The following is a 16,430-nucleotide window of genomic DNA, read 5'->3' as shown; positions in this document are numbered from 1 at the left end:
GGGCATTTTTTCCTTCCTTGGTGGGGAATATGTCGTAAATCGTCATACGATTTTCGTTGCCGTTCTGCTGGCAGGGTCTTAAGATTTGCCGAGTCAACGCACAGTTGATCAATAAGCCGGGGAACTTACCGGTCAATTACTGCCAGCTAACAACGGGGAACCACCATGAGGAAATTTGCAGTCGCTTTGTGTTTGTGTGTAGCGGCCGGGTCGGCATCGGCGCAGCAGAGTCTACGGGACGCGCTTAGCAACTATCAGGCGCAATTGCAGAACAACGCGACAGACCAGTTTTGCGATAGTCTTAAGACGTTCGGTGGATTGGCCGCGCAGGCGAACAAGAAGGGTATTTCACGTTACAAGTTCAAGGACGTAACCGCACGTATGATCGCGCGTCAGCCGGATTTGACGCCCGCACAACGTCCCGTTGTGACGCGCGTGGCGCTTAACATCGCTGATGACATTTATATGCACGGCATCACTGATGAGAGCGACGGGATTGCAGAGGCGCGGCTTAACTGTGTGGAGCAAGTGCAATCAGGTCTGTAAAATAGAAACTCCCCGCGATCCACTAGAGATGGCGGGGCCGTTGCCAGCATGTCATCGATACCCAAAGATAGGGACGCTGTAACTTACAAACTGGTGCCATGAAATGTCCGTCTATATAGATATAGAGAGTCCGTCTCATCCCGGCGGTCCAAGTCCGCGCGAAAATGGTTGGATTTATCTTTGCTCGGACCCCTACAACATAGGGATGACGAAGATCGGGAGTACAACTAGATCGCTGTGGGATAGAACATGGCAGACCACAACGAATATCTACTATACGCTTTTTGCTGCCTTTCATATTCCGCGCGAATTGCATTCCGACATTAAAGGCATTGAGTCTTATTTGAGGCAAAATTGTGCATGGGGGAGGAAGGAGCTTCCGAACGGTAAGCCCGCTGAGTGGTATGGTACGTCGCCGGGTGATGTGCTGTCGCAAATCGTTGAGAAGTTTCCAAATGTAGTTCAGGGCATATTCACCGAAAATTTGGAGCTTGATTTCACTTCCCATATATATCTGCCGGCGATCAATCCATATCATTACCGTGATTTGGATATTGCGACGATGGGGCGATTTAAGAGGTTGTCGGCACCCGCTACGTATATTGATGAGCTTCAAAGCGGCTGTGCGTCATGGCCGGAGCGGCCGAACTTCCTAAATGAACTCGCGGCTACGAACGTGGCAGACCAACTGCTAGTTGTTGGTCCTGAAATACTGCGGCAACGGTTGAACTATGATGCCGCCTGCCGTGAACCGGCTTACGGAAGCGCATCAGGGCGATGGTAGGGCGCAGTCCCGGCAACTGTGCCCTGCGGTAACTCATTGTCACCAACCCGACTTGGGATGACAGCAAATCTACTACATCGTCACGGTAAACTGTCGGCCTATGAACCCCGACTACATGAGCCCCGCAGCGCTCGAACCCATCGCTTTGACGCCGATCTCGGTTGCGCAAATTAAGCGCTCCACACGCGAGCGCCCGGAACTGGTCGCACATGTCGCGAGCATCCTGCAACGTGACTTTGACGTAGTGAGCGAGCTTGCGCGGCGCGCACCAAGCGTGGTCGGTGAACCGGTACATGCGGCGATCAGACAGGCCCTAATCGAGCTGTCAGCGTCAGTGGTGAAGCAGGGTGCGCGCACCCGATGGAGTCCAATTCACGCTACCCGTGAAGAGGTGCGGGAAGTAGCTTGCGGCCTCCTGCGCCAGAGTACCCGCCGGGGTCCTGTGAGGTAAACTCCCGCAGTAGAGGTCTGTATTTTTGTACCTACGCGACGACTTACGCGGCAGACCGAAGAAACTCCACGAAATCAATTACTTATGACAGATTCAGGTTTGCCCACGCCGGGCAATGGCCAGGCCGACGAGTGCGTGACGCTCGTCGCCACGGCGTCGCTGCCTACGCGCTACGGTACGTTCACGTCATACGCGTTTCGCGTATCGGGCAGCGATGCCGAACATCTCGCGCTCGTGATGGGCGACGTGACGGGCGAGCAGTCCGTGCTGACCCGGCTGCATTCCGAATGCCTGACCGGTGACGTGTTCGGCTCGTACCGCTGCGACTGCGGCGAGCAACTCGATCTCGCATTGCGTTACATCGCGGCCGAAGACCGAGGCGTGCTGCTGTATCTGCGCGGCCATGAAGGCCGCGGCATCGGCCTGAGCAACAAGATCCGCGCGTACGCGTTGCAGGAGCAGGGGCGCGACACCGTCGAGGCGAACCTCGATCTCGGCTTGCCCGACGACGCCCGCGAGTACGACTCGGCCGCTGCGATCCTGCGCATCCTCGGCGTGACGTCGGTGCGGCTGATGAGCAACAATCCGAAGAAATTCGATACGCTCGTGAAGCATGGCATTCCCGTCTGCGAGCGCGTGGCGCTTGCGGTGCCCGTGCGCGAGGAAAACGAGCGTTATATCCGCACGAAGCAGACGAAGTTCGGGCATTACTTCGAGGAAAACGAGTAACCCAAGCGGGCGGCGCTAGCGCTCGTTTCTCGTCAGCAATTCTTCCGATCGTCGCTGGTACTAGCGACGATCGCGACTTCCTTCCCCTCATGCGTTCCAGTGCCGCGCTTGTGGCGTCATCTGCATTGAGTCCACAGTCGTCCTTCCGTACCCCCGTAACGATCACGCCATCGAATCGATATCGAACGTCTGACGCTGCATCGTTGGCGACCGGCGAGTGCGGATGTGCTACCACCGGCGGCAACCACCCCGCCGTGTAACGGCTCACGCACGTCAGCCCATCAGCGCCACGTACCGTTCTGCAACACGATCCGGTAACCGTCGGCATCCTCGAAGGTCTGGCCGGAAATTTCCCAGTACGGATTGAACGACGTCACGGGCATGAAGCCGTGTGCGGTCGCGCGCTCGCAGGCGGCTTCCCATTTCGGCCGATCGGGCAGGTAGAACACGATCAAATCCTCGGGCGTCGGCGACGGCGCGATCGGATGGTCGGGGCAGTGTGTGAACTCGAAGTGATAGTCGAGGCCTTCGCGGCCGAGCATTACGCCGGAAAAGCCGTCGTGATCGTCGAAGCGCGCCAGTACCGACAGATCGAGGCCGTCGCGATACATGCGTTCGGTGCGGGCGAGGTTGTTGACCGGGCGGGCAATGCGCAGATGGGCGTGCAAGATGACCTCGACGGGAAGTGGCTGGCCGGTCAATGATAAGCCGGCCGATCGCGATTGGGCGAGGCGAGCGGATCGTGTTTCGGGCGATACTGGCTGTATCGAACGATATCGATTCGGCCCGGCCAAACGAATCGAATTGTGCTGAGCCTCGTCTCGCGAAAGAAAACATGACGCATTTCGATCGAGTGTGCGCACTCCGCATCGCAGCGGCTGCCCATCAACAAGACCTTCGCATTCATGCGATCGGCGGCGCTTGCCGCACGACGTGCGCGCACGCGCATGCCGGTAGGGAACTGACGAATGGGTAAGCCCGATCTGCGCCGGCCGGTTGCCGGACCTTACCGCCAGTCGCGATGGGCAGCCGGGCTGGAGGCCGCGTTCGGATGGGTGGCAAAGGGGACGTTGGTGCTGGCCGGCCTGGCGATGGTCGCGTTGGCGGCGCTGACGGGCGAAGTCGGTGCCCTGACGGACCTGCCGACGACCAGAAAGGGCTGGTTGTACCTGCTGCTGATCCTGGTCGTCACGGTCGCGCTGATATTTGCGGTGCGTTACTACTGGCTACGCCCGGCCACCTTGGGTCCGGCGGGCTAGTCGCGCGCAGGAGGTGATGTGGCCCCGCAAACTGTTCAGGCAATAAAAAAGCCCGCTGCTGGAGCGGGCTGAATCCATGTTTGGAGACATGGAGGAGACAGACGTAAATTTAAGGGAAAACCCGGACGTTTGCAAGCGCTCGTTGTATCTGCACAACTTGCCGCCGCGCAACCCGCCTGGTGGCGGCCCGCGGCACGGCCGCATTCACATGCCGCCGGCCCGCGCATGCGCGGCAAACGCGCCAAACCGCTCTTGCGCGACGGGCAGCGCGTATTTGCTGCGCATCTCCGTCTCGATCCATGCACATGCCTCGCGCGCGCAGTCGGTCAATGCGTGTCGCGTCGCATGCCCGTCGATGTCGTAGACGAAACGCACGCCGACCTCGTCATCGTCAACCTGTCGTTCGAGCTGATTGAGCTGCAGTTGCGGCCCGTGCTGTTGCGACAATGCGCGCAGTTCATCGAAGTGATATTCGAGCCAGTCCGCGAAGAACAGCGCGTCGCTGTGGCAGGGCAGGCGGAAAGCCGCGCTGCGCGACGGGCGCGCAGCGGTTTCGCCGGCCGCCGCATGCGGTTCGCCGTCGATGGGAACGGGCAGATCGACCGGCGCGAGCGGGTGCCGAATTCGCCGGTACGGCTCGCGATCGCGCAACGCGTGCCACAGCAATTCGTCACCGGCGGCGCCGGACGGCTGCATCGTCAGGTCGTGGCGGCCGTCGCCGGTCGCGGCGATGTCGCGGATCACGAGGCGCAGCGAGCACAGCGGCTCGTCCGCGACCAGCAGGGTTGCCGGGCGCGGCAGCCCGCACACGAGCGGTGCGGCGCCGGCGGCACGAAACACGAGCCCGCGGCGGTCGAGCCGCACGAGCGGCAACGGCCTGGGAAACGACGGATAGGCGACCGTGACGCGGGCGCCGCTGGCGCTCGTCAACCCGGGCATCATCGCGCGAAAGACCTGAGACTGGTCCACGTTGGTTCTCCTTCGTTACGATGCCGCCCCGGACGGAAACGCGCGTTCCGGCTCAGGCGGCGATAGCTTGCCGGGCGGCTTGCCCCGGCTCGATTCCTAGCGCAGCAAACGTTTGCGGATCGATGTCGATCCAGCACGCGACCACCAGACGCCCATCTACCTGCTTCGGCGGGCCTGCGCGGTGCGCGTGTATGCCGATCCGGCGGAACAGCCGCTCCATGCTCGCGAACGTCACGCCGATCAACTGCCGCGCCCCGAGCTGGGCCGCGCATTCGACGACGGCCGCGAGCATCGGCCGCACGGCCCATTCGGCGTTGCCCGGACCGCCTTCGTCGTCGGTCGCCGCGAATCGCGACAATTCCCAGACGGCGGCCGATTGCGGCAGCGGCATGTCCTCGGCGACCAGGTCGGCGAACAGCGACTTCAGCAGATACGGGCGCGTCGTCGGCAGCAGGCGCGCACATCCGCACATGTCGCCGTCGGCGTTTCGCGCGAACACGTAGACGGTATCGTCGCGATCGAACTGGTCACGCTCGAAACTTTCGTTCGCCGACGGGAGCGCCCAACCGAGCTGCTCGACGAACACGCGGCGCCGATAGCGCCCGAGATCCGCCGCGAGTTCGTGTGGCAACCGCCCTTCCTCGTGAACGAAGGTCTGCATGGATGTCCTCGGATCTGTGCTTTTGTATGCGTGCATTACAGCGCGCGGCACGAGGAGCCTGTAACTGGTAACTCTTACAGGGTGACGGCGTAAAGACGCCATTCGGGACGTGGTAACGGTTTCTTGATCAACGGGATTGAAAACCGCGCCGCTTTTGCTTATAAAGAGCGCCAGTCTTGCAAAATCGTCAGAGGAATGCGCGGCCGGTTGTCACTGGAGCGTCGGACCGGCATGATAGGCGTCGTTGTGCCCGAGCAGGGCCGACGCGACCGCGGCGGGCCAGTCGAGGGCGGCGAGTCGTGCGGCGAGCGCGGCGGCCGTGCGCAACATGCCGATGTCGGCGCCCTTGGCGTCGATGGCCATCACGTTGCTGCGAACGTCGCCGCCCGCGATCACGAACGTGCCCGTCGCGCGTTCGAGGTACCAGTCCCAGCCGACCGTCACGTAGGCGACGCCGGCACCGGCCGTGCGATGCCATTCGGTATAGCCGGCGAGGCGGGCGTCGATCGCGTTGTCGCGCAGTTCGGCCAGCAGCGACGGATCGAGGCCGCTCGCGACATGGTCGAGCACGAGTGCGGCCAGTGCGCCTTCTGACAGGCGTACGTAGCCGTCCGGGGACGGGCCGGGGACAGGGTGCAGCAAGGGTGAAGTCATGCGCGGAATGTATCAGCCTCGAACGGGTACTGAAACCTGACAAGTATGACAGCGTGACGTTGTCGGAGAAAGAATGGAACTGCGCTGGCAGGATGCCTACCAACAATTCAGCGCCGCGGAGGACGAGCAGCAGCTCTTCCAGCGGATCGCCGCCTATTCCAAGCGGCTCGGATTCGAATACTGCTGTTACGGCATTCGCGTACCGCTGCCCGTTTCGAAGCCGGCCGTCGCCATCTTCGATACCTATCCGGACGGCTGGATGGCGCACTACCAGGCGCAGAACTACATCGAGATCGATTCGACGGTTCGTGACGGCGCGCTCAACACCAACATGATCGTGTGGCCGGACGTCGACCGGATCGATCCGTGCCCGCTGTGGCAGGACGCGCGCGATTTCGGATTGTCGGTGGGCGTCGCGCAGTCGAGCTGGGCGGCGCGCGGCGCGTTCGGGCTGCTAAGCATCGCCCGCCATGCCGACCGGCTGACGCCGGCCGAGATCAACATGCTGACGCTGCAGACCAACTGGCTCGCAAACCTGTCGCATTCGCTGATGAGCCGCTTCATGGTGCCGAAGCTGTCGCCGGCGGCGGGCGTCACGCTGACCGCGCGCGAGCGCGAGGTGCTGTGCTGGACGGCCGAGGGCAAGACCGCGTGCGAAATCGGCCAGATCCTCAGCATCTCGGAGCGGACGGTCAACTTCCACGTGAACAACATCCTCGAGAAGCTCGGCGCGACCAACAAGGTCCAGGCGGTCGTCAAGGCGATCTCGGCCGGGCTCATCGAAGCACCCTGACGCAACGCGACGGCGGCGCCGGATGCGGCGGCCGCCACGCGGCTCACTCCATCATCGGCTCCGCTTCCTTCGCGGTCCAGCTCACGCTGGAAATGCTTTTCTCCATGCTCATCCGGCTCGCGATCTGCTCGAGCTTCTGCTGATCCTTCGGATGCAGCTTCAGCGTCGCGGTCACCTTCAGCCGGTCCGGCTGGTCGGGCACGTCCTCGCTCGTGAGGCTCTGGAACGACAGCGGCTTCGCATACATCGCGTTCGACAGCAGCGTGCGGATGTGCACTTCGTCGGCGGCGAGGCAAATCACGGTGATCTGGTATTCGCGCACGAGGTCGGCGTTGGAGACGGGCGTCGCGTTGATGGCCTGGCTGACGCCGCGCAGCACCGTATTGGTGAGCAGCACGACACCCGTGCCGGCGAGCGCGGGCACGTAGTGACCGGAGCCGGCCAGCACGCCGACGGCGGCCGAGCACCACAGCGTCGCGGCCGTGTTGATGCCCTGGATCGAACCCTTGTCGCGCATGATCACGCCGCCGCCGAGAAAGCCGACGCCCGACACGACGTACGCGGCGATCTGCGTGACGCCCGCGACGCCGTTGCCGGTCAGCACGCCGAGCGTGACGAACAGGCATGCGCCGCTCGCGACGAGCGTGATGGTGCGCAGGCCGGCCGTGCGCTGGCGCATCTGGCGCTCGAGGCCGATGGCGACGCCGCAGGCGAACGCGGTGAAAAGACGGAGTGCGAAATCGAAAGTCATGGTTGTCCTGCCGTGCAAGAAGCGCATGCCGGCGCGCGTCGCCGCGGCGCAAGGCCGAACGCGACGCGGCGATAGCCGTCATCGCGCGGTACTGTACCGCGCGAATGCGTCATTCAGTGTGAACGGGGTGAGCGTGCGGCTCGCGGAACGCGAGCCGTGGCAGGAGAACTGCGGCGGACAGGCGTTCAGGCGGCAAGCGGCGCACGCAACGGAGTGCTGCAACTGTCCACGATGGTTCCTGAAGGAAGAATGGGCGGCATTCTAGTGGGCGGCGCGCGCCTGCGTCAACCGCCTGGCGGCGGCGCTACTGCGCCGCGCCGATCGTGCCCGTCGCGAGCGCGAGCGCGGCGGCGGCCGACAATGCGCCGGCATAGCTGTCGACTTCCGCGTTGCGCGCGGCGAGCAACTGGCTTTGCGCGATCGTCGCGTCGGTGACCGAGCCGACGCCGTTCCGGTACGCGGTCAGCGCCGCGTCGTAGCTGGTTTGCGCGGCATCGACGAGCGCCTTCGCGGCGTCGTGCGACGCCAGGCTCGTCTGCACCGCGTTCTGCGCGGCGACGACCTGGCGCACCGCTTCCTCCTTGGTCCGCGTGAGGCGCGCGGACGCGCTTTGCGCGTCGTTGCGCGCCTGCATCAGCACGGCCGAGCGCAGGCCGCCGTCGTACAGCGGAATCGTCACGCCGAGGAACACGCCGCCGCCGTAGCGGCTGCCGTTCAGGTTGACGGTCGGCGCCTGGTCGCCGATCGCGGGCAGCGCGGAGATGGCCGTGCCGCCGCTCGCATACGACGTCGACGCGGACAGGAAGATCTTCGGCATGAACGCGGCTTCCGCGGCCTTGATCTTTGCGCGATTGGCCTTTTCGACCGCGAACGCGCCCTGCAGGTCGGGCCGGCGTGCGATTGCGTCCGACACGATCGCGTCGACCGACGAGCCGAGCGCAGGCGGCAGCGGCCGCTTCGGCAGCGCGGCGATCGTCGGCTTCGACAGCGGCGAGATGCCGAGCGCGGAGACGAGCGCGAGGTAGCCGTCGCTCTCGGCGCCGTTCGCCTGCACGAGCGCGAGGTTCGCCTGCGCGCGGTTCTGCGTCGCCTGCGCGAGCTCGACGACCGTGCCGACGCCGTGCTTGAGCCGCGCGCGGGACGCCGCGAGGATCGCGTCCGCGTTCGCGAGGCCCTGTTGCGCGCTCAGCGCGCGCGCGCGGGCGGCTTCGTAGCGGTAGTACGAGACGGTCACGTCGTGGATCACCTGCTGGTGCACGGCCGTGAACGCGACGTTCGACGCGATCGATGCCTGTTCGGCCGCTTCGACGCGCGCCGCGCGGCCGCCGAAATCGAACAGCAGCCATTGCAGCGACAGCGCCGAAATCGTGCCGTGCACGGTGGTGTTGCTCGACGAATCGCCGAGGATCGTCGACGTCGAGCCGTGGTTCGCCTGGTACGCGCCCATTGCCGTCGCGGACAGGCGCGGCAGATAGGCGGACTTGGCGAGGCCGACCGCGAGCGCCGCGTTGCGCGCGTCGTTCCAGGCGATGCGGGTCAGCGGGTTCGCCGATTCGGCGAGATCGATCAGCTCGGGCAGCGTGTACGCGTGCGCGGCATCGAGCGCGGCCGGCGCCGACACCGACGCGAGCGCCGGCGACGCAGGCAGCGTGTAGTCGTGCGCACCTTGCGTGGATGCGCGCGGTGGCGCCGCCACGATGTCGCCCGCGGCCGACGTTTGCGGCTGCCACGGGCGGTCGGGCGCCGCCGGCGCCAGATCGATCGACGACGTCGCGCAGCCGGCCAGCGCGACGGCGGTCGCGAGCGCGGCGGCGGCGATCGAGGCGGCCGGTGGTTCAGGTACGCGCATGAGGGGCAGGCTCCTTCGGTGTGGCTTGACGGGCGGCGTCGGCGATCCGCGCGAGCCGCGTGTCGATCAGGTTCAGCAGCGCGTCGCGCGCGGGGTCGGTGGGGGCGGCGGCGCTCGACGGTGGCGCCGGGGCAGGCGTGCGGGGCGTCGTTTCGTCGTCGCCCGGGTCAGTGACGCGCGAGAGTTGCGCGCCGATCGCCGCGTCGCCCGGCTTGCGTTCGGCGAGCAGGAACAGCGGGCCTTCGAGCGCGCCGAGTTCCGCGAGCGCGCGTCGCCGCGTGGCCAGCCACGTCGCGGCCGGCCGCACCCACGACGGTTCGTAGTGGATCAGGCCGAGCTCCTGCGAGATCGCGCCGTGACGGGCGAACGCGTCGGCGGCCAGCGCGCGCCGTTCGGCCGGCTGCGCGATCTGCGTCACGCGCCGCCACTGGTCGAGCAGCGCCGCGAGCGCCGTGTCGATCTGCTTGCCGATGCTGACCGGCCAGATGCGCGTGAACACGAGATACACGACCACGTTGCCGAGCAGGATGCCGATCGTGCGATCGCGCGCGAGCGTCAGGTCGAAGCCGGGGCCCGCGCCCTGGATCACGCACAGGAAGAACGCGAACGCGACCTGGAAGCCCGCGTACGCGATGCGCGGCGATCCGAACGCGACCCACGCGGACAGCCACGCGCCGACGAAGACGAGCGCCATCAGTTCGCCGATCGACGACAGCGACGGGACGACGAACACGAGCGCGGCGGTGCCGATCAGCGCGCCGACGATGCAGCCGGCGATGCGCAGCGTGAGCTTCTCGACCGTTTCGGCCGTCGAGCCGAGCGACACCATGTAGCAGGTGATGAAGCAGGTATGGATGCCCGACCAGTCGAGTTGCGAGTACAGCAGGTAGCAGAACATCGCCGCGACCGTCGTCTTCAGCGCATAGCGGATATGGTCGGGATTGGTGCGTGCGTCCGGCAGGAAGAAGCCGCCGCGCGGCGCGGGCGGTGCCGCGGGTGCGGCCGGTTGGCCGGCGGCGCGCGCGTCGGCGGTATCGGCCGGCGCGGCCGCCGTGTCGATCGCGGGCGGTTCCGCGAACCGCGTGATCGCGGTGTGCAGGTCCGTCGCGACGACGCGTGCGAGCGGCGGCAGCGCATCGGCGGCTGGCAGCGCGAGCGTCACGTCGACCGGATAGCCGCCCCGTTCGAGGATCGCGGCCATCTCGTCGAGCGTCGTCGCGATCGGCGTGGCGAACGCGTCGGGCAGCCGCGCCTGCGGTTCGCGATCCGCGAGCGCCACCGCCACGAGCAGCGCGGTGCTCGACGCGACGGCCTGCCGCAACGCGACGACATCCGCGCCCGACGACGAGCCTTCGAGCTTCGACAGCTTGAGCCACGTGAGCAATGGCTTGTCGCTTTCGCGCAGGCTGGCGTCGAACCCGGCGCGCGCGTCGTCGTCGCCGCGCAGCCGCCGCGCGGCGAGCCGCAGCCGCTTCGCGAGCTGCGTGTGCGCGAGCTTGCGCGGCGATGGCGCGATCAGCAGGTTGACGACGATCGCGACGCCGACCGGGATCGCGACCATCAGCCAGGCATAGAGCAGCGCGCGCGTCGCGGCTTCGCCGACCGGCGCGAGGCCCAGCTGGTCGAGCCCGAAACCGACGATCATCGCGAGGATTGCGCCGACGGGGCGCAGCTTGCTGGCGGACGTCAGGTAGAGCAGCCCGACCGACAGCACGGCCATGCACGCGACGCGCAGCACCGAATACTCGATGCTGAAGATCGCGACGCCGATCACGAGCGCGATCACGATCGTGACGAGCAACAGCATCGCGACCGCGAGCACGGCGCTCGTCACGCGATCGGCGCGGTTCAGGAAGAACACGACGTACGCGGAAATCGCGGCTTCGGGCGTGCCGTACCCGCTCGTCACGAGCACGACGAGCGCGCAGATCAGCGCGACGCGCACGGCCATGGCCGCGCGTCCCGGAAACGGCGCGAGCAGCCGCAGGACTTCGCGCGGGCCCGGCGAGCGGACGTCAGCGGCAGGCCGAGCCATGCCGGACCTCGACGATCGCGCTCGCGCCGACACGCACGAGCTTGCCGTCGGGTTCGTCGAGCTTCACGCGCACCGGGAAGCGCTGCGCGACGTGCACCCAGTTCACCGAGCGCTGCACGATCGGCAGCGAGCGCGGCAGGTTGATGCGGTCGCTGTCCGCAATGCCGGCGCCGATGCCGACGACCTTGCCGGTCATCGGGCGGTCGCGGTCGATCATCGAATAGACGGTCGCGCAGTCGCCGACGGCGATGCGGTTCAGCGACGTCTCGCGGAAATTGCCGACCGCGAACCATTCGCTCGCGTCGATCAGCGTGAAGATCGACTGGTTCGGCGCGAGGGTTTCGCCGGGAAGCACGCTCAGGCCCGTCACGAGCCCGTCGTGCGGCGCACGCACGACCGTATCGTCGAGCGCATGCTGCGCGCGGGCCAGCGCGGCTTCGCGCGCATGCAGCGTCGCGATCGCGTCGGCGTCGTCGCCGATCGTCTGCGCGGACGCGCGCTGCTGCTCCTGCGCCTGCGCGAGCGACACGGCCGCGTCGCGCTGGCGCACCTTCGCCTGATCGAACTGCTGCGCGCTGACGTAGCCCTGCGCGGCGAGCGGCGCGAGCCGGTTCACGTCGCGCGTCGCGAGATCGTGGTTCTGCGTCGCGCGCTTGACCTGCTCGGCGGCGACGGACGCATTCGAGCGCTCGCCGATCAGCGAACGGCGGCGCGTGTCGAGCGACGCGCGCGCGAGTTCGAGATCGGCCTGCGCCTGCGCGACGGTCAGCCGGTACGGCACGGGATCGATCACGTACAGCAGGTCGCCTTTCGCGACGCGCTGGTTTTCATGCACGGCGAGCTGCACGATGCGGCCGCCGACCGGCGACGCGACGTGCACGACGTCGGCGTCGATCGACGCGTCGTCGGTGGACGGGTAGGCCGTCGTGCGGTGGTACGCGTACGCGAGCGCCGCGATGCCGAGCGCGACGATCGCGAGCGCGATCACGCGGCCTTTGACGGAGGGGCGGGCGATGCCGGCGGCCTTCATGCGAACGGCCCCGTGCCGGTGAGCCAGACGATCACGGCGATCACGAGCCCGATCGCGGTGCAGACGGCGAGCTGGTAAGGCACCGTCGCGGCCCAGCCGGTCGCGACGAACACGCGGTGCGCGACGATCGCGCCGACGATGCCGACGATCGCGCTGACGAGCCACAGCGGGAAGTACGCGCCGAACAGCACGTAGGACGGTGCGCCGCGCGATGCGCAGCCCGCGAGCGGCAGGGCGGGCGCCAGGACGGCGGCGATGCGCAGGGGCGCGCGCGGCGTTGTTTTTCTCATGGGGTGACGAGCTCGACGTTGGGGGTGGATGCCGGGCGCGGCGCAATGCGGATCGTCGCGACCGGCCGGGCCGCGACGACGATTCCAGGATACGGAGCCGATCATAAATCAGCGCGATGCGGACCGCCAGCGATCCGGCACGCGTTTGCGGCATGGGCCGAGGCCGGCGGTGGCCGCGCCGTCGGTCATGCCGGACGGTCCGGCCGCGCGTGTCGGCAGCGACGGCCGGAACGCCGCGATTTTGCCAGCCCAAGCTCGCGTAGGGTTGCTAACGGACTGTAAAGGATCGTCAGACGACATCACGCAGCGGAATTTGCGATGCCGACGTAGCGGAATCGGCGCGTAACACGCCGATTGCCCGTCGAACGCATGCGAATGCGCTCAGTCAGGCTGACCGCGCGCGTCCTCGACGAGCAGGTCGACGAGATCGCGCGCGAAGCGCGGCAGCGCATCGAGATCGGCGACGCAGATCTGCAACTGGCGCTCGGCCCAGTCGTCTTCGAGCGCGACGAGACGCAGCGCCATCGTCTTCGCATGACGGCGCGCGGTGCCTTCGGGCAGCACGCCGACGCCGACGTTCGCCTCGATCATCCGGCACGCGGTCTCGAAGTTGCTGACCTGGATGCGCCAGCGCAGCGTGCGCTGCACGTCGGCGGCCGCGCGTTTCAGGAACGCGTGGATCGCGCTCGCTTCGGGCAGGCCGATGAAGTCGTGGTCGAGCGTCGCGACGAACGGCGTCGATGCCAGGCCGGCGAGCGGATGCCCGAGCGCGGTCGCGAGCACGAGGCGGTCGCGCCGGTACGGCATCGCCTGCAGCCCGTCGGTGCGCACGTCGCCGGCGACGATGCCGATGTCGATCATGCCTTCCTGCACCGCGCGCACGATGTCGGGACTCAGCCGCTCCTGCATGTCGATCGTCACGTCCGGATGGTCGACGAGATAGTGGCGCAGCACGCCCGGCAGGAACTCGCTCATCGCCGTGGTGTTCGCGAACACGCGCACGTGGCCTTTCACGCCCGATGCATATTCCTGCAGGTCGCCGGTCAGTTGCTCGAGCTGGCGCAGCACGCGGCGCGCATGCGCGAGCAGCGTCTCGCCCGGCGCGGTCAGCGTGACGCCCTGGCTCGTGCGGCTCAGCAGCTTCACGCCGACCTGTTCCTCGAGGTGCTTGATGCGCGTGCTGGCGGCCGGCACCGACAGGTGCGCGCGTTCGGCGCCGCGCGTCAGGCTGTTCGCTTCCGCGATGTGCGTGAAAAGTTTGAGGTCGACGAGATCGAAGCGCATGGATCGGGCAGCGGGAGGATGGCCGATTATCGCGCGAAGCCGCACGGCGCGGCACCGTGAGGCGCGACCCGTCGTCGCGACCGGGATCTGTGTACCATCGTGCGTAGGGCGCGACGCGCCGCACCGGGCATCGCGGCCCGTGCGACGCACGTCGTGGAAGCGGTCGTGCAACGAAGGTGAACGTTTCATGCGAAGTTTCTTTGTCCGGTTCATTGCAATCGGCGTGCTGTTCCATCTGTATGTCGGGATGCGCATCATTCCCGATGCGTTCGCGTCGCCGCTCGCACGGACGATCGCGGCGCTCGTGCTGGCGAGTTTCGTCGTGTTGATCCCGGTCGGCATGTTCTCGCGCCGCTTCGACGAAGGCTGGGCCGCGACGCTGGTCGGCTGGGCCGGCGCGCTCGCGATGGGCTTCTTCTCGTCGCTGCTGGTGCTGACGTTCGTGCGCGACATCGTGCTGCTCGGCGTGCTCGCGTGGCGCCATCTCGGACATGACGGCGCATGGAGCGGCGCCGCGCCCGACACGGCGCTCGGCGTGCTGGCGGCCGCGGTGCTCGTGACCGCGATCGGGTTCGTCGGCGCGCGCCGCACGGCGGCGGTCAAGCGCGTGTCGATTCCGATTGCCGGGCTGCCGGCCGCGCTGGACGGGCTGACGATCGTGCAACTGTCCGACATTCACGTCGGGCCGACGATCAAGCGGCCTTATATCGAACGGATCGTGCGCGCGGTCAATGCGCTCGACGCCGACCTGGTGGCCGTGACGGGCGATGTGGTGGACGGCTCCGTCAAGCGCCTGCGCGAACACACGGCGCCGCTCGGCCAGATGCGCTCGCGGCACGGCACCTTCCTCGTGACGGGCAACCACGAGTACTACGCAGGCGCGCATGCGTGGATCGACGAATTTCGCCGTATCGGGCTGACGGTGCTGCTGAACGAACACGTGCTGATCGAGCGCGGCGGCGCGCGCGCGGTGCTGGCGGGCGTGACCGACTTCACGGCGGGGGGCTTCGATCCCGCGCATCGCAGCGACCCCGCGCAGGCGCTGGCGGGTGCGCCGCGCGACGTCGGCACGAAGATCCTGCTCGCGCACCAGCCGCGCAGCGCGGAGGCGGCGAACCGCGCGGGCTTTACCGTGCAGTTGTCGGGGCACACGCATGGCGGCCAGTTCCTGCCGTGGCCGCCGTTCGTACGGTTGCAGCAGCCGGTGATCGGCGGGCTGAACCGCTTCGGCGACATGTGGCTGTATACGAGCCGCGGCACTGGCTACTGGGGGCCGCCGAACCGCTTCGGCGTGCCGTCCGAGATCACGCTGATCCGGCTGACGCGCGGCTAGCGGAGGGCCGCGAGGCGAGACGCGTGCACCGCGGGGCGCGGCCGCGTTCTTTTCTTTCCACGTCGAATGACGGCGCATGGCGGCGCGCGGCGCCGTTGGCTAGTATGCAGACATGCCTCGTTCGTTCCTCGCCCGTTCCTGCCGACATGTCGACGCCCGATCTTTTCGCTGATACGCCCGCGCCAGACGTGGACTGGTGCCCGGACTGGCTTGCGCCGCCCGAAGCCGACCGCGCGCTGGCCACGCTGATCGACGAGGTCGCGTGGCGGCAGGACACGATCCGCACGCCGCGCGGACGCATTCCGTTGCCGCGGCTCACCGCGTGGCAGGGCGAACCGGATGCCGTGTACGTCTATTCGGGCATCCGCAACGTGCCGCAGCCATGGACGCCGGGCGTGCTTGCGCTCAAGCATGCAGTCGAGGCGACGTGCGGCGTGCGTTTCAACAGCGTGCTGCTCAATCGCTATCGCAACGGGCTGGACAGCCTCGGCTGGCACGCGGACAACGAACCCGAACTCGGCGACGCGCCGGTGATCGCGTCCGTGAGCCTCGGCGCGATGCGGATGTTCGATCTTCGCCATCGCACGACTGGCGCCACGCACACGTACCGCCTCGTGCATGGCAGCCTGCTCGTGATGCGCGGCCGCACGCAGGCCGAATGGCAGCACCGCGTGCCGAAGGCGCCGGGCGTGCAGGGCGAACGCATCAACCTGACGTTCCGGCGCGTGTCGATGGCGGCCGAATAGATCGCGCCCCGTTTCGGTGATCCACGAAAGGCCGATGCAAGCAATTGGCCGCGCGTGCGGCACGTTGCCGCACGAACGCAAGGCGGGGCGGCCGGACGTGGCGCTCAGGTCCGTCCCGCAAGGCTTACAGATGGATTCGATCGACCGCCCGGTTCCGATAGGTGAGTGAAACCTCTGATGGTGCGTCGCAACAATTATTGACTAGACTGTGGAATGGCAGAAACGCGTCGGCAGACCGGCGCGCCCCTTTCGACATGCCTCCGTGC

At 66.8% G+C, this 16,430-nt stretch carries 17 protein-coding genes; 7 read left to right on the top strand and 10 right to left on the bottom strand.

The window, feature by feature from the left end; all coding sequences use genetic code 11:
- Positions 1 to 165: 165 nt before the first annotated feature.
- The 3 genes from DTA15_RS36340 (at position 166) to ribA (ending at position 2,510) form a co-directional block, all read left to right on the top strand.
- Entirely contained in the window at positions 166 to 546 is a 381-nt protein-coding gene (locus DTA15_RS36340; protein WP_034178395.1) for a hypothetical protein, read from the top strand.
- Positions 547 to 751: 205 nt separating this feature from the next.
- Positions 752 to 1,330, top strand: a complete 579-nt coding sequence (locus DTA15_RS38410; RefSeq protein WP_127837575.1) for a hypothetical protein — start codon at positions 752 to 754, stop codon at positions 1,328 to 1,330.
- Positions 1,331 to 1,865: 535 nt separating this feature from the next.
- Positions 1,866 to 2,510: a GTP cyclohydrolase II gene (gene ribA / locus DTA15_RS36335; protein WP_006483929.1), complete on the top strand. Its 645-nt coding sequence runs from the start codon at positions 1,866 to 1,868 to the stop codon at positions 2,508 to 2,510.
- 281 nt (positions 2,511 to 2,791) lie between these two features.
- Here ribA and DTA15_RS36330 read toward each other — a convergent pair whose 3' ends face one another.
- A complete protein-coding gene (locus DTA15_RS36330; RefSeq protein ID WP_006483933.1) occupies positions 2,792 to 3,178 on the bottom strand; it encodes a VOC family protein in 387 nt (128 codons plus the stop codon).
- A gap of 300 nt (positions 3,179 to 3,478) precedes the next feature.
- Between DTA15_RS36330 and DTA15_RS39340 the strand changes: the two genes are divergently transcribed.
- Positions 3,479 to 3,769, top strand: a complete 291-nt coding sequence (locus tag DTA15_RS39340; RefSeq protein WP_012493406.1) for a hypothetical protein — start codon at positions 3,479 to 3,481, stop codon at positions 3,767 to 3,769.
- Positions 3,770 to 3,973: 204 nt separating this feature from the next.
- Here the strand turns inward: DTA15_RS39340 and DTA15_RS36320 are convergent, their stop codons facing one another.
- The 3 genes from DTA15_RS36320 to DTA15_RS36310 all read right to left on the bottom strand — a co-directional run bounded on the left by DTA15_RS36320 (position 3,974) and on the right by DTA15_RS36310 (position 6,053).
- Positions 3,974 to 4,738, bottom strand: a complete 765-nt coding sequence (locus tag DTA15_RS36320; protein WP_006483939.1) for a hypothetical protein — start codon at positions 4,736 to 4,738, stop codon at positions 3,974 to 3,976.
- 52 nt (positions 4,739 to 4,790) lie between these two features.
- Entirely contained in the window at positions 4,791 to 5,399 is a 609-nt protein-coding gene (locus DTA15_RS36315; RefSeq protein ID WP_006483943.1) for an acyl-homoserine-lactone synthase, read from the bottom strand.
- A 210-nt stretch (positions 5,400 to 5,609) separates the two neighbouring features.
- A complete protein-coding gene (locus DTA15_RS36310) occupies positions 5,610 to 6,053 on the bottom strand; it encodes a DUF4902 domain-containing protein (RefSeq protein ID WP_012493405.1) in 444 nt (147 codons plus the stop codon).
- 73 nt (positions 6,054 to 6,126) lie between these two features.
- On the opposite strand from DTA15_RS36310, the gene DTA15_RS36305 reads away from it, so the two are divergent.
- Positions 6,127 to 6,846: an autoinducer binding domain-containing protein gene (locus DTA15_RS36305; RefSeq protein WP_006483948.1), complete on the top strand. Its 720-nt coding sequence runs from the start codon at positions 6,127 to 6,129 to the stop codon at positions 6,844 to 6,846.
- Positions 6,847 to 6,889: 43 nt separating this feature from the next.
- On the opposite strand, the gene DTA15_RS36300 is transcribed toward DTA15_RS36305, so the two are convergent.
- The 6 genes from DTA15_RS36300 to DTA15_RS36270 all read right to left on the bottom strand — a co-directional run bounded on the left by DTA15_RS36300 (position 6,890) and on the right by DTA15_RS36270 (position 14,085).
- Positions 6,890 to 7,597, bottom strand: coding sequence for an MgtC/SapB family protein (locus DTA15_RS36300; protein WP_006483946.1), 708 nt, complete (start codon positions 7,595 to 7,597; stop codon positions 6,890 to 6,892).
- Between the two features lie 304 nt (positions 7,598 to 7,901).
- Positions 7,902 to 9,446, bottom strand: coding sequence for a TolC family protein (locus DTA15_RS36290; protein WP_006494035.1), 1,545 nt, complete (start codon positions 9,444 to 9,446; stop codon positions 7,902 to 7,904).
- Positions 9,433 to 11,481, bottom strand: a complete 2,049-nt coding sequence (locus tag DTA15_RS36285) for an FUSC family protein (protein WP_012493404.1) — start codon at positions 11,479 to 11,481, stop codon at positions 9,433 to 9,435. Before DTA15_RS36285 ends, DTA15_RS36290 begins: the two co-directional genes overlap by 14 nt.
- Positions 11,462 to 12,511, bottom strand: coding sequence for a multidrug transporter subunit MdtN (gene mdtN, locus DTA15_RS36280; protein ID WP_006489885.1), 1,050 nt, complete (start codon positions 12,509 to 12,511; stop codon positions 11,462 to 11,464). The genes DTA15_RS36285 and mdtN overlap by 20 nt, the downstream gene beginning before the upstream one ends.
- Positions 12,508 to 12,801 (bottom strand): hypothetical protein, encoded by a 294-nt coding sequence (locus DTA15_RS36275; RefSeq protein ID WP_006489906.1) that lies wholly within the window; start codon positions 12,799 to 12,801, stop codon positions 12,508 to 12,510. The genes mdtN and DTA15_RS36275 overlap by 4 nt, the downstream gene beginning before the upstream one ends.
- Before the next feature lie 381 nt (positions 12,802 to 13,182).
- A complete protein-coding gene (locus DTA15_RS36270; RefSeq protein ID WP_006489897.1) occupies positions 13,183 to 14,085 on the bottom strand; it encodes a LysR substrate-binding domain-containing protein in 903 nt (300 codons plus the stop codon).
- A gap of 187 nt (positions 14,086 to 14,272) precedes the next feature.
- Between DTA15_RS36270 and DTA15_RS36265 the strand changes: the two genes are divergently transcribed.
- Together DTA15_RS36265 and DTA15_RS36260 are read left to right on the top strand one after the other, a co-directional pair.
- A complete protein-coding gene (locus tag DTA15_RS36265; RefSeq protein ID WP_006489901.1) occupies positions 14,273 to 15,418 on the top strand; it encodes a metallophosphoesterase in 1,146 nt (381 codons plus the stop codon).
- Positions 15,419 to 15,564: 146 nt separating this feature from the next.
- Entirely contained in the window at positions 15,565 to 16,164 is a 600-nt protein-coding gene (locus DTA15_RS36260) for an alpha-ketoglutarate-dependent dioxygenase AlkB family protein (protein WP_034178396.1), read from the top strand.
- The last annotated feature ends 266 nt before the right edge of the window (positions 16,165 to 16,430 follow it).

The sequence above is a fragment of the Burkholderia cenocepacia genome, assembly GCF_900446215.1.
GTDB lineage: Bacteria > Pseudomonadota > Gammaproteobacteria > Burkholderiales > Burkholderiaceae > Burkholderia > Burkholderia cenocepacia.
Note: the sequence above shows the minus strand (reverse complement) of the source record. Positions and strands in the feature narration are given on the sequence as shown.

What these genes read in the sequence shown, in the direction of transcription:
- DTA15_RS36340 (WP_034178395.1), top strand. Translation starts at nt 166, where the DNA reads ATGAGGAAATTTGCAGTCGCTTTGTGTTTGTGTGTAGCGGCCGGGTCG.
- DTA15_RS38410 (WP_127837575.1), top strand. Translation starts at nt 752, where the DNA reads ATGACGAAGATCGGGAGTACAACTAGATCGCTGTGGGATAGAACATGG.
- ribA (WP_006483929.1), top strand. Translation starts at nt 1,866, where the DNA reads ATGACAGATTCAGGTTTGCCCACGCCGGGCAATGGCCAGGCCGACGAG.
- DTA15_RS39340 (WP_012493406.1), top strand. Translation starts at nt 3,479, where the DNA reads ATGGGTAAGCCCGATCTGCGCCGGCCGGTTGCCGGACCTTACCGCCAG.
- DTA15_RS36315 (WP_006483943.1), bottom strand. Translation starts at nt 5,399, where the DNA reads ATGCAGACCTTCGTTCACGAGGAAGGGCGGTTGCCACACGAACTCGCG.
- DTA15_RS36310 (WP_012493405.1), bottom strand. Translation starts at nt 6,053, where the DNA reads ATGACTTCACCCTTGCTGCACCCTGTCCCCGGCCCGTCCCCGGACGGC.
- DTA15_RS36305 (WP_006483948.1), top strand. Translation starts at nt 6,127, where the DNA reads ATGGAACTGCGCTGGCAGGATGCCTACCAACAATTCAGCGCCGCGGAG.
- DTA15_RS36300 (WP_006483946.1), bottom strand. Translation starts at nt 7,597, where the DNA reads ATGACTTTCGATTTCGCACTCCGTCTTTTCACCGCGTTCGCCTGCGGC.
- DTA15_RS36290 (WP_006494035.1), bottom strand. Translation starts at nt 9,446, where the DNA reads ATGCGCGTACCTGAACCACCGGCCGCCTCGATCGCCGCCGCCGCGCTC.
- DTA15_RS36285 (WP_012493404.1), bottom strand. Translation starts at nt 11,481, where the DNA reads ATGGCTCGGCCTGCCGCTGACGTCCGCTCGCCGGGCCCGCGCGAAGTC.
- mdtN (WP_006489885.1), bottom strand. Translation starts at nt 12,511, where the DNA reads ATGAAGGCCGCCGGCATCGCCCGCCCCTCCGTCAAAGGCCGCGTGATC.
- DTA15_RS36275 (WP_006489906.1), bottom strand. Translation starts at nt 12,801, where the DNA reads ATGAGAAAAACAACGCCGCGCGCGCCCCTGCGCATCGCCGCCGTCCTG.
- DTA15_RS36270 (WP_006489897.1), bottom strand. Translation starts at nt 14,085, where the DNA reads ATGCGCTTCGATCTCGTCGACCTCAAACTTTTCACGCACATCGCGGAA.
- DTA15_RS36265 (WP_006489901.1), top strand. Translation starts at nt 14,273, where the DNA reads ATGCGAAGTTTCTTTGTCCGGTTCATTGCAATCGGCGTGCTGTTCCAT.
- DTA15_RS36260 (WP_034178396.1), top strand. Translation starts at nt 15,565, where the DNA reads ATGTCGACGCCCGATCTTTTCGCTGATACGCCCGCGCCAGACGTGGAC.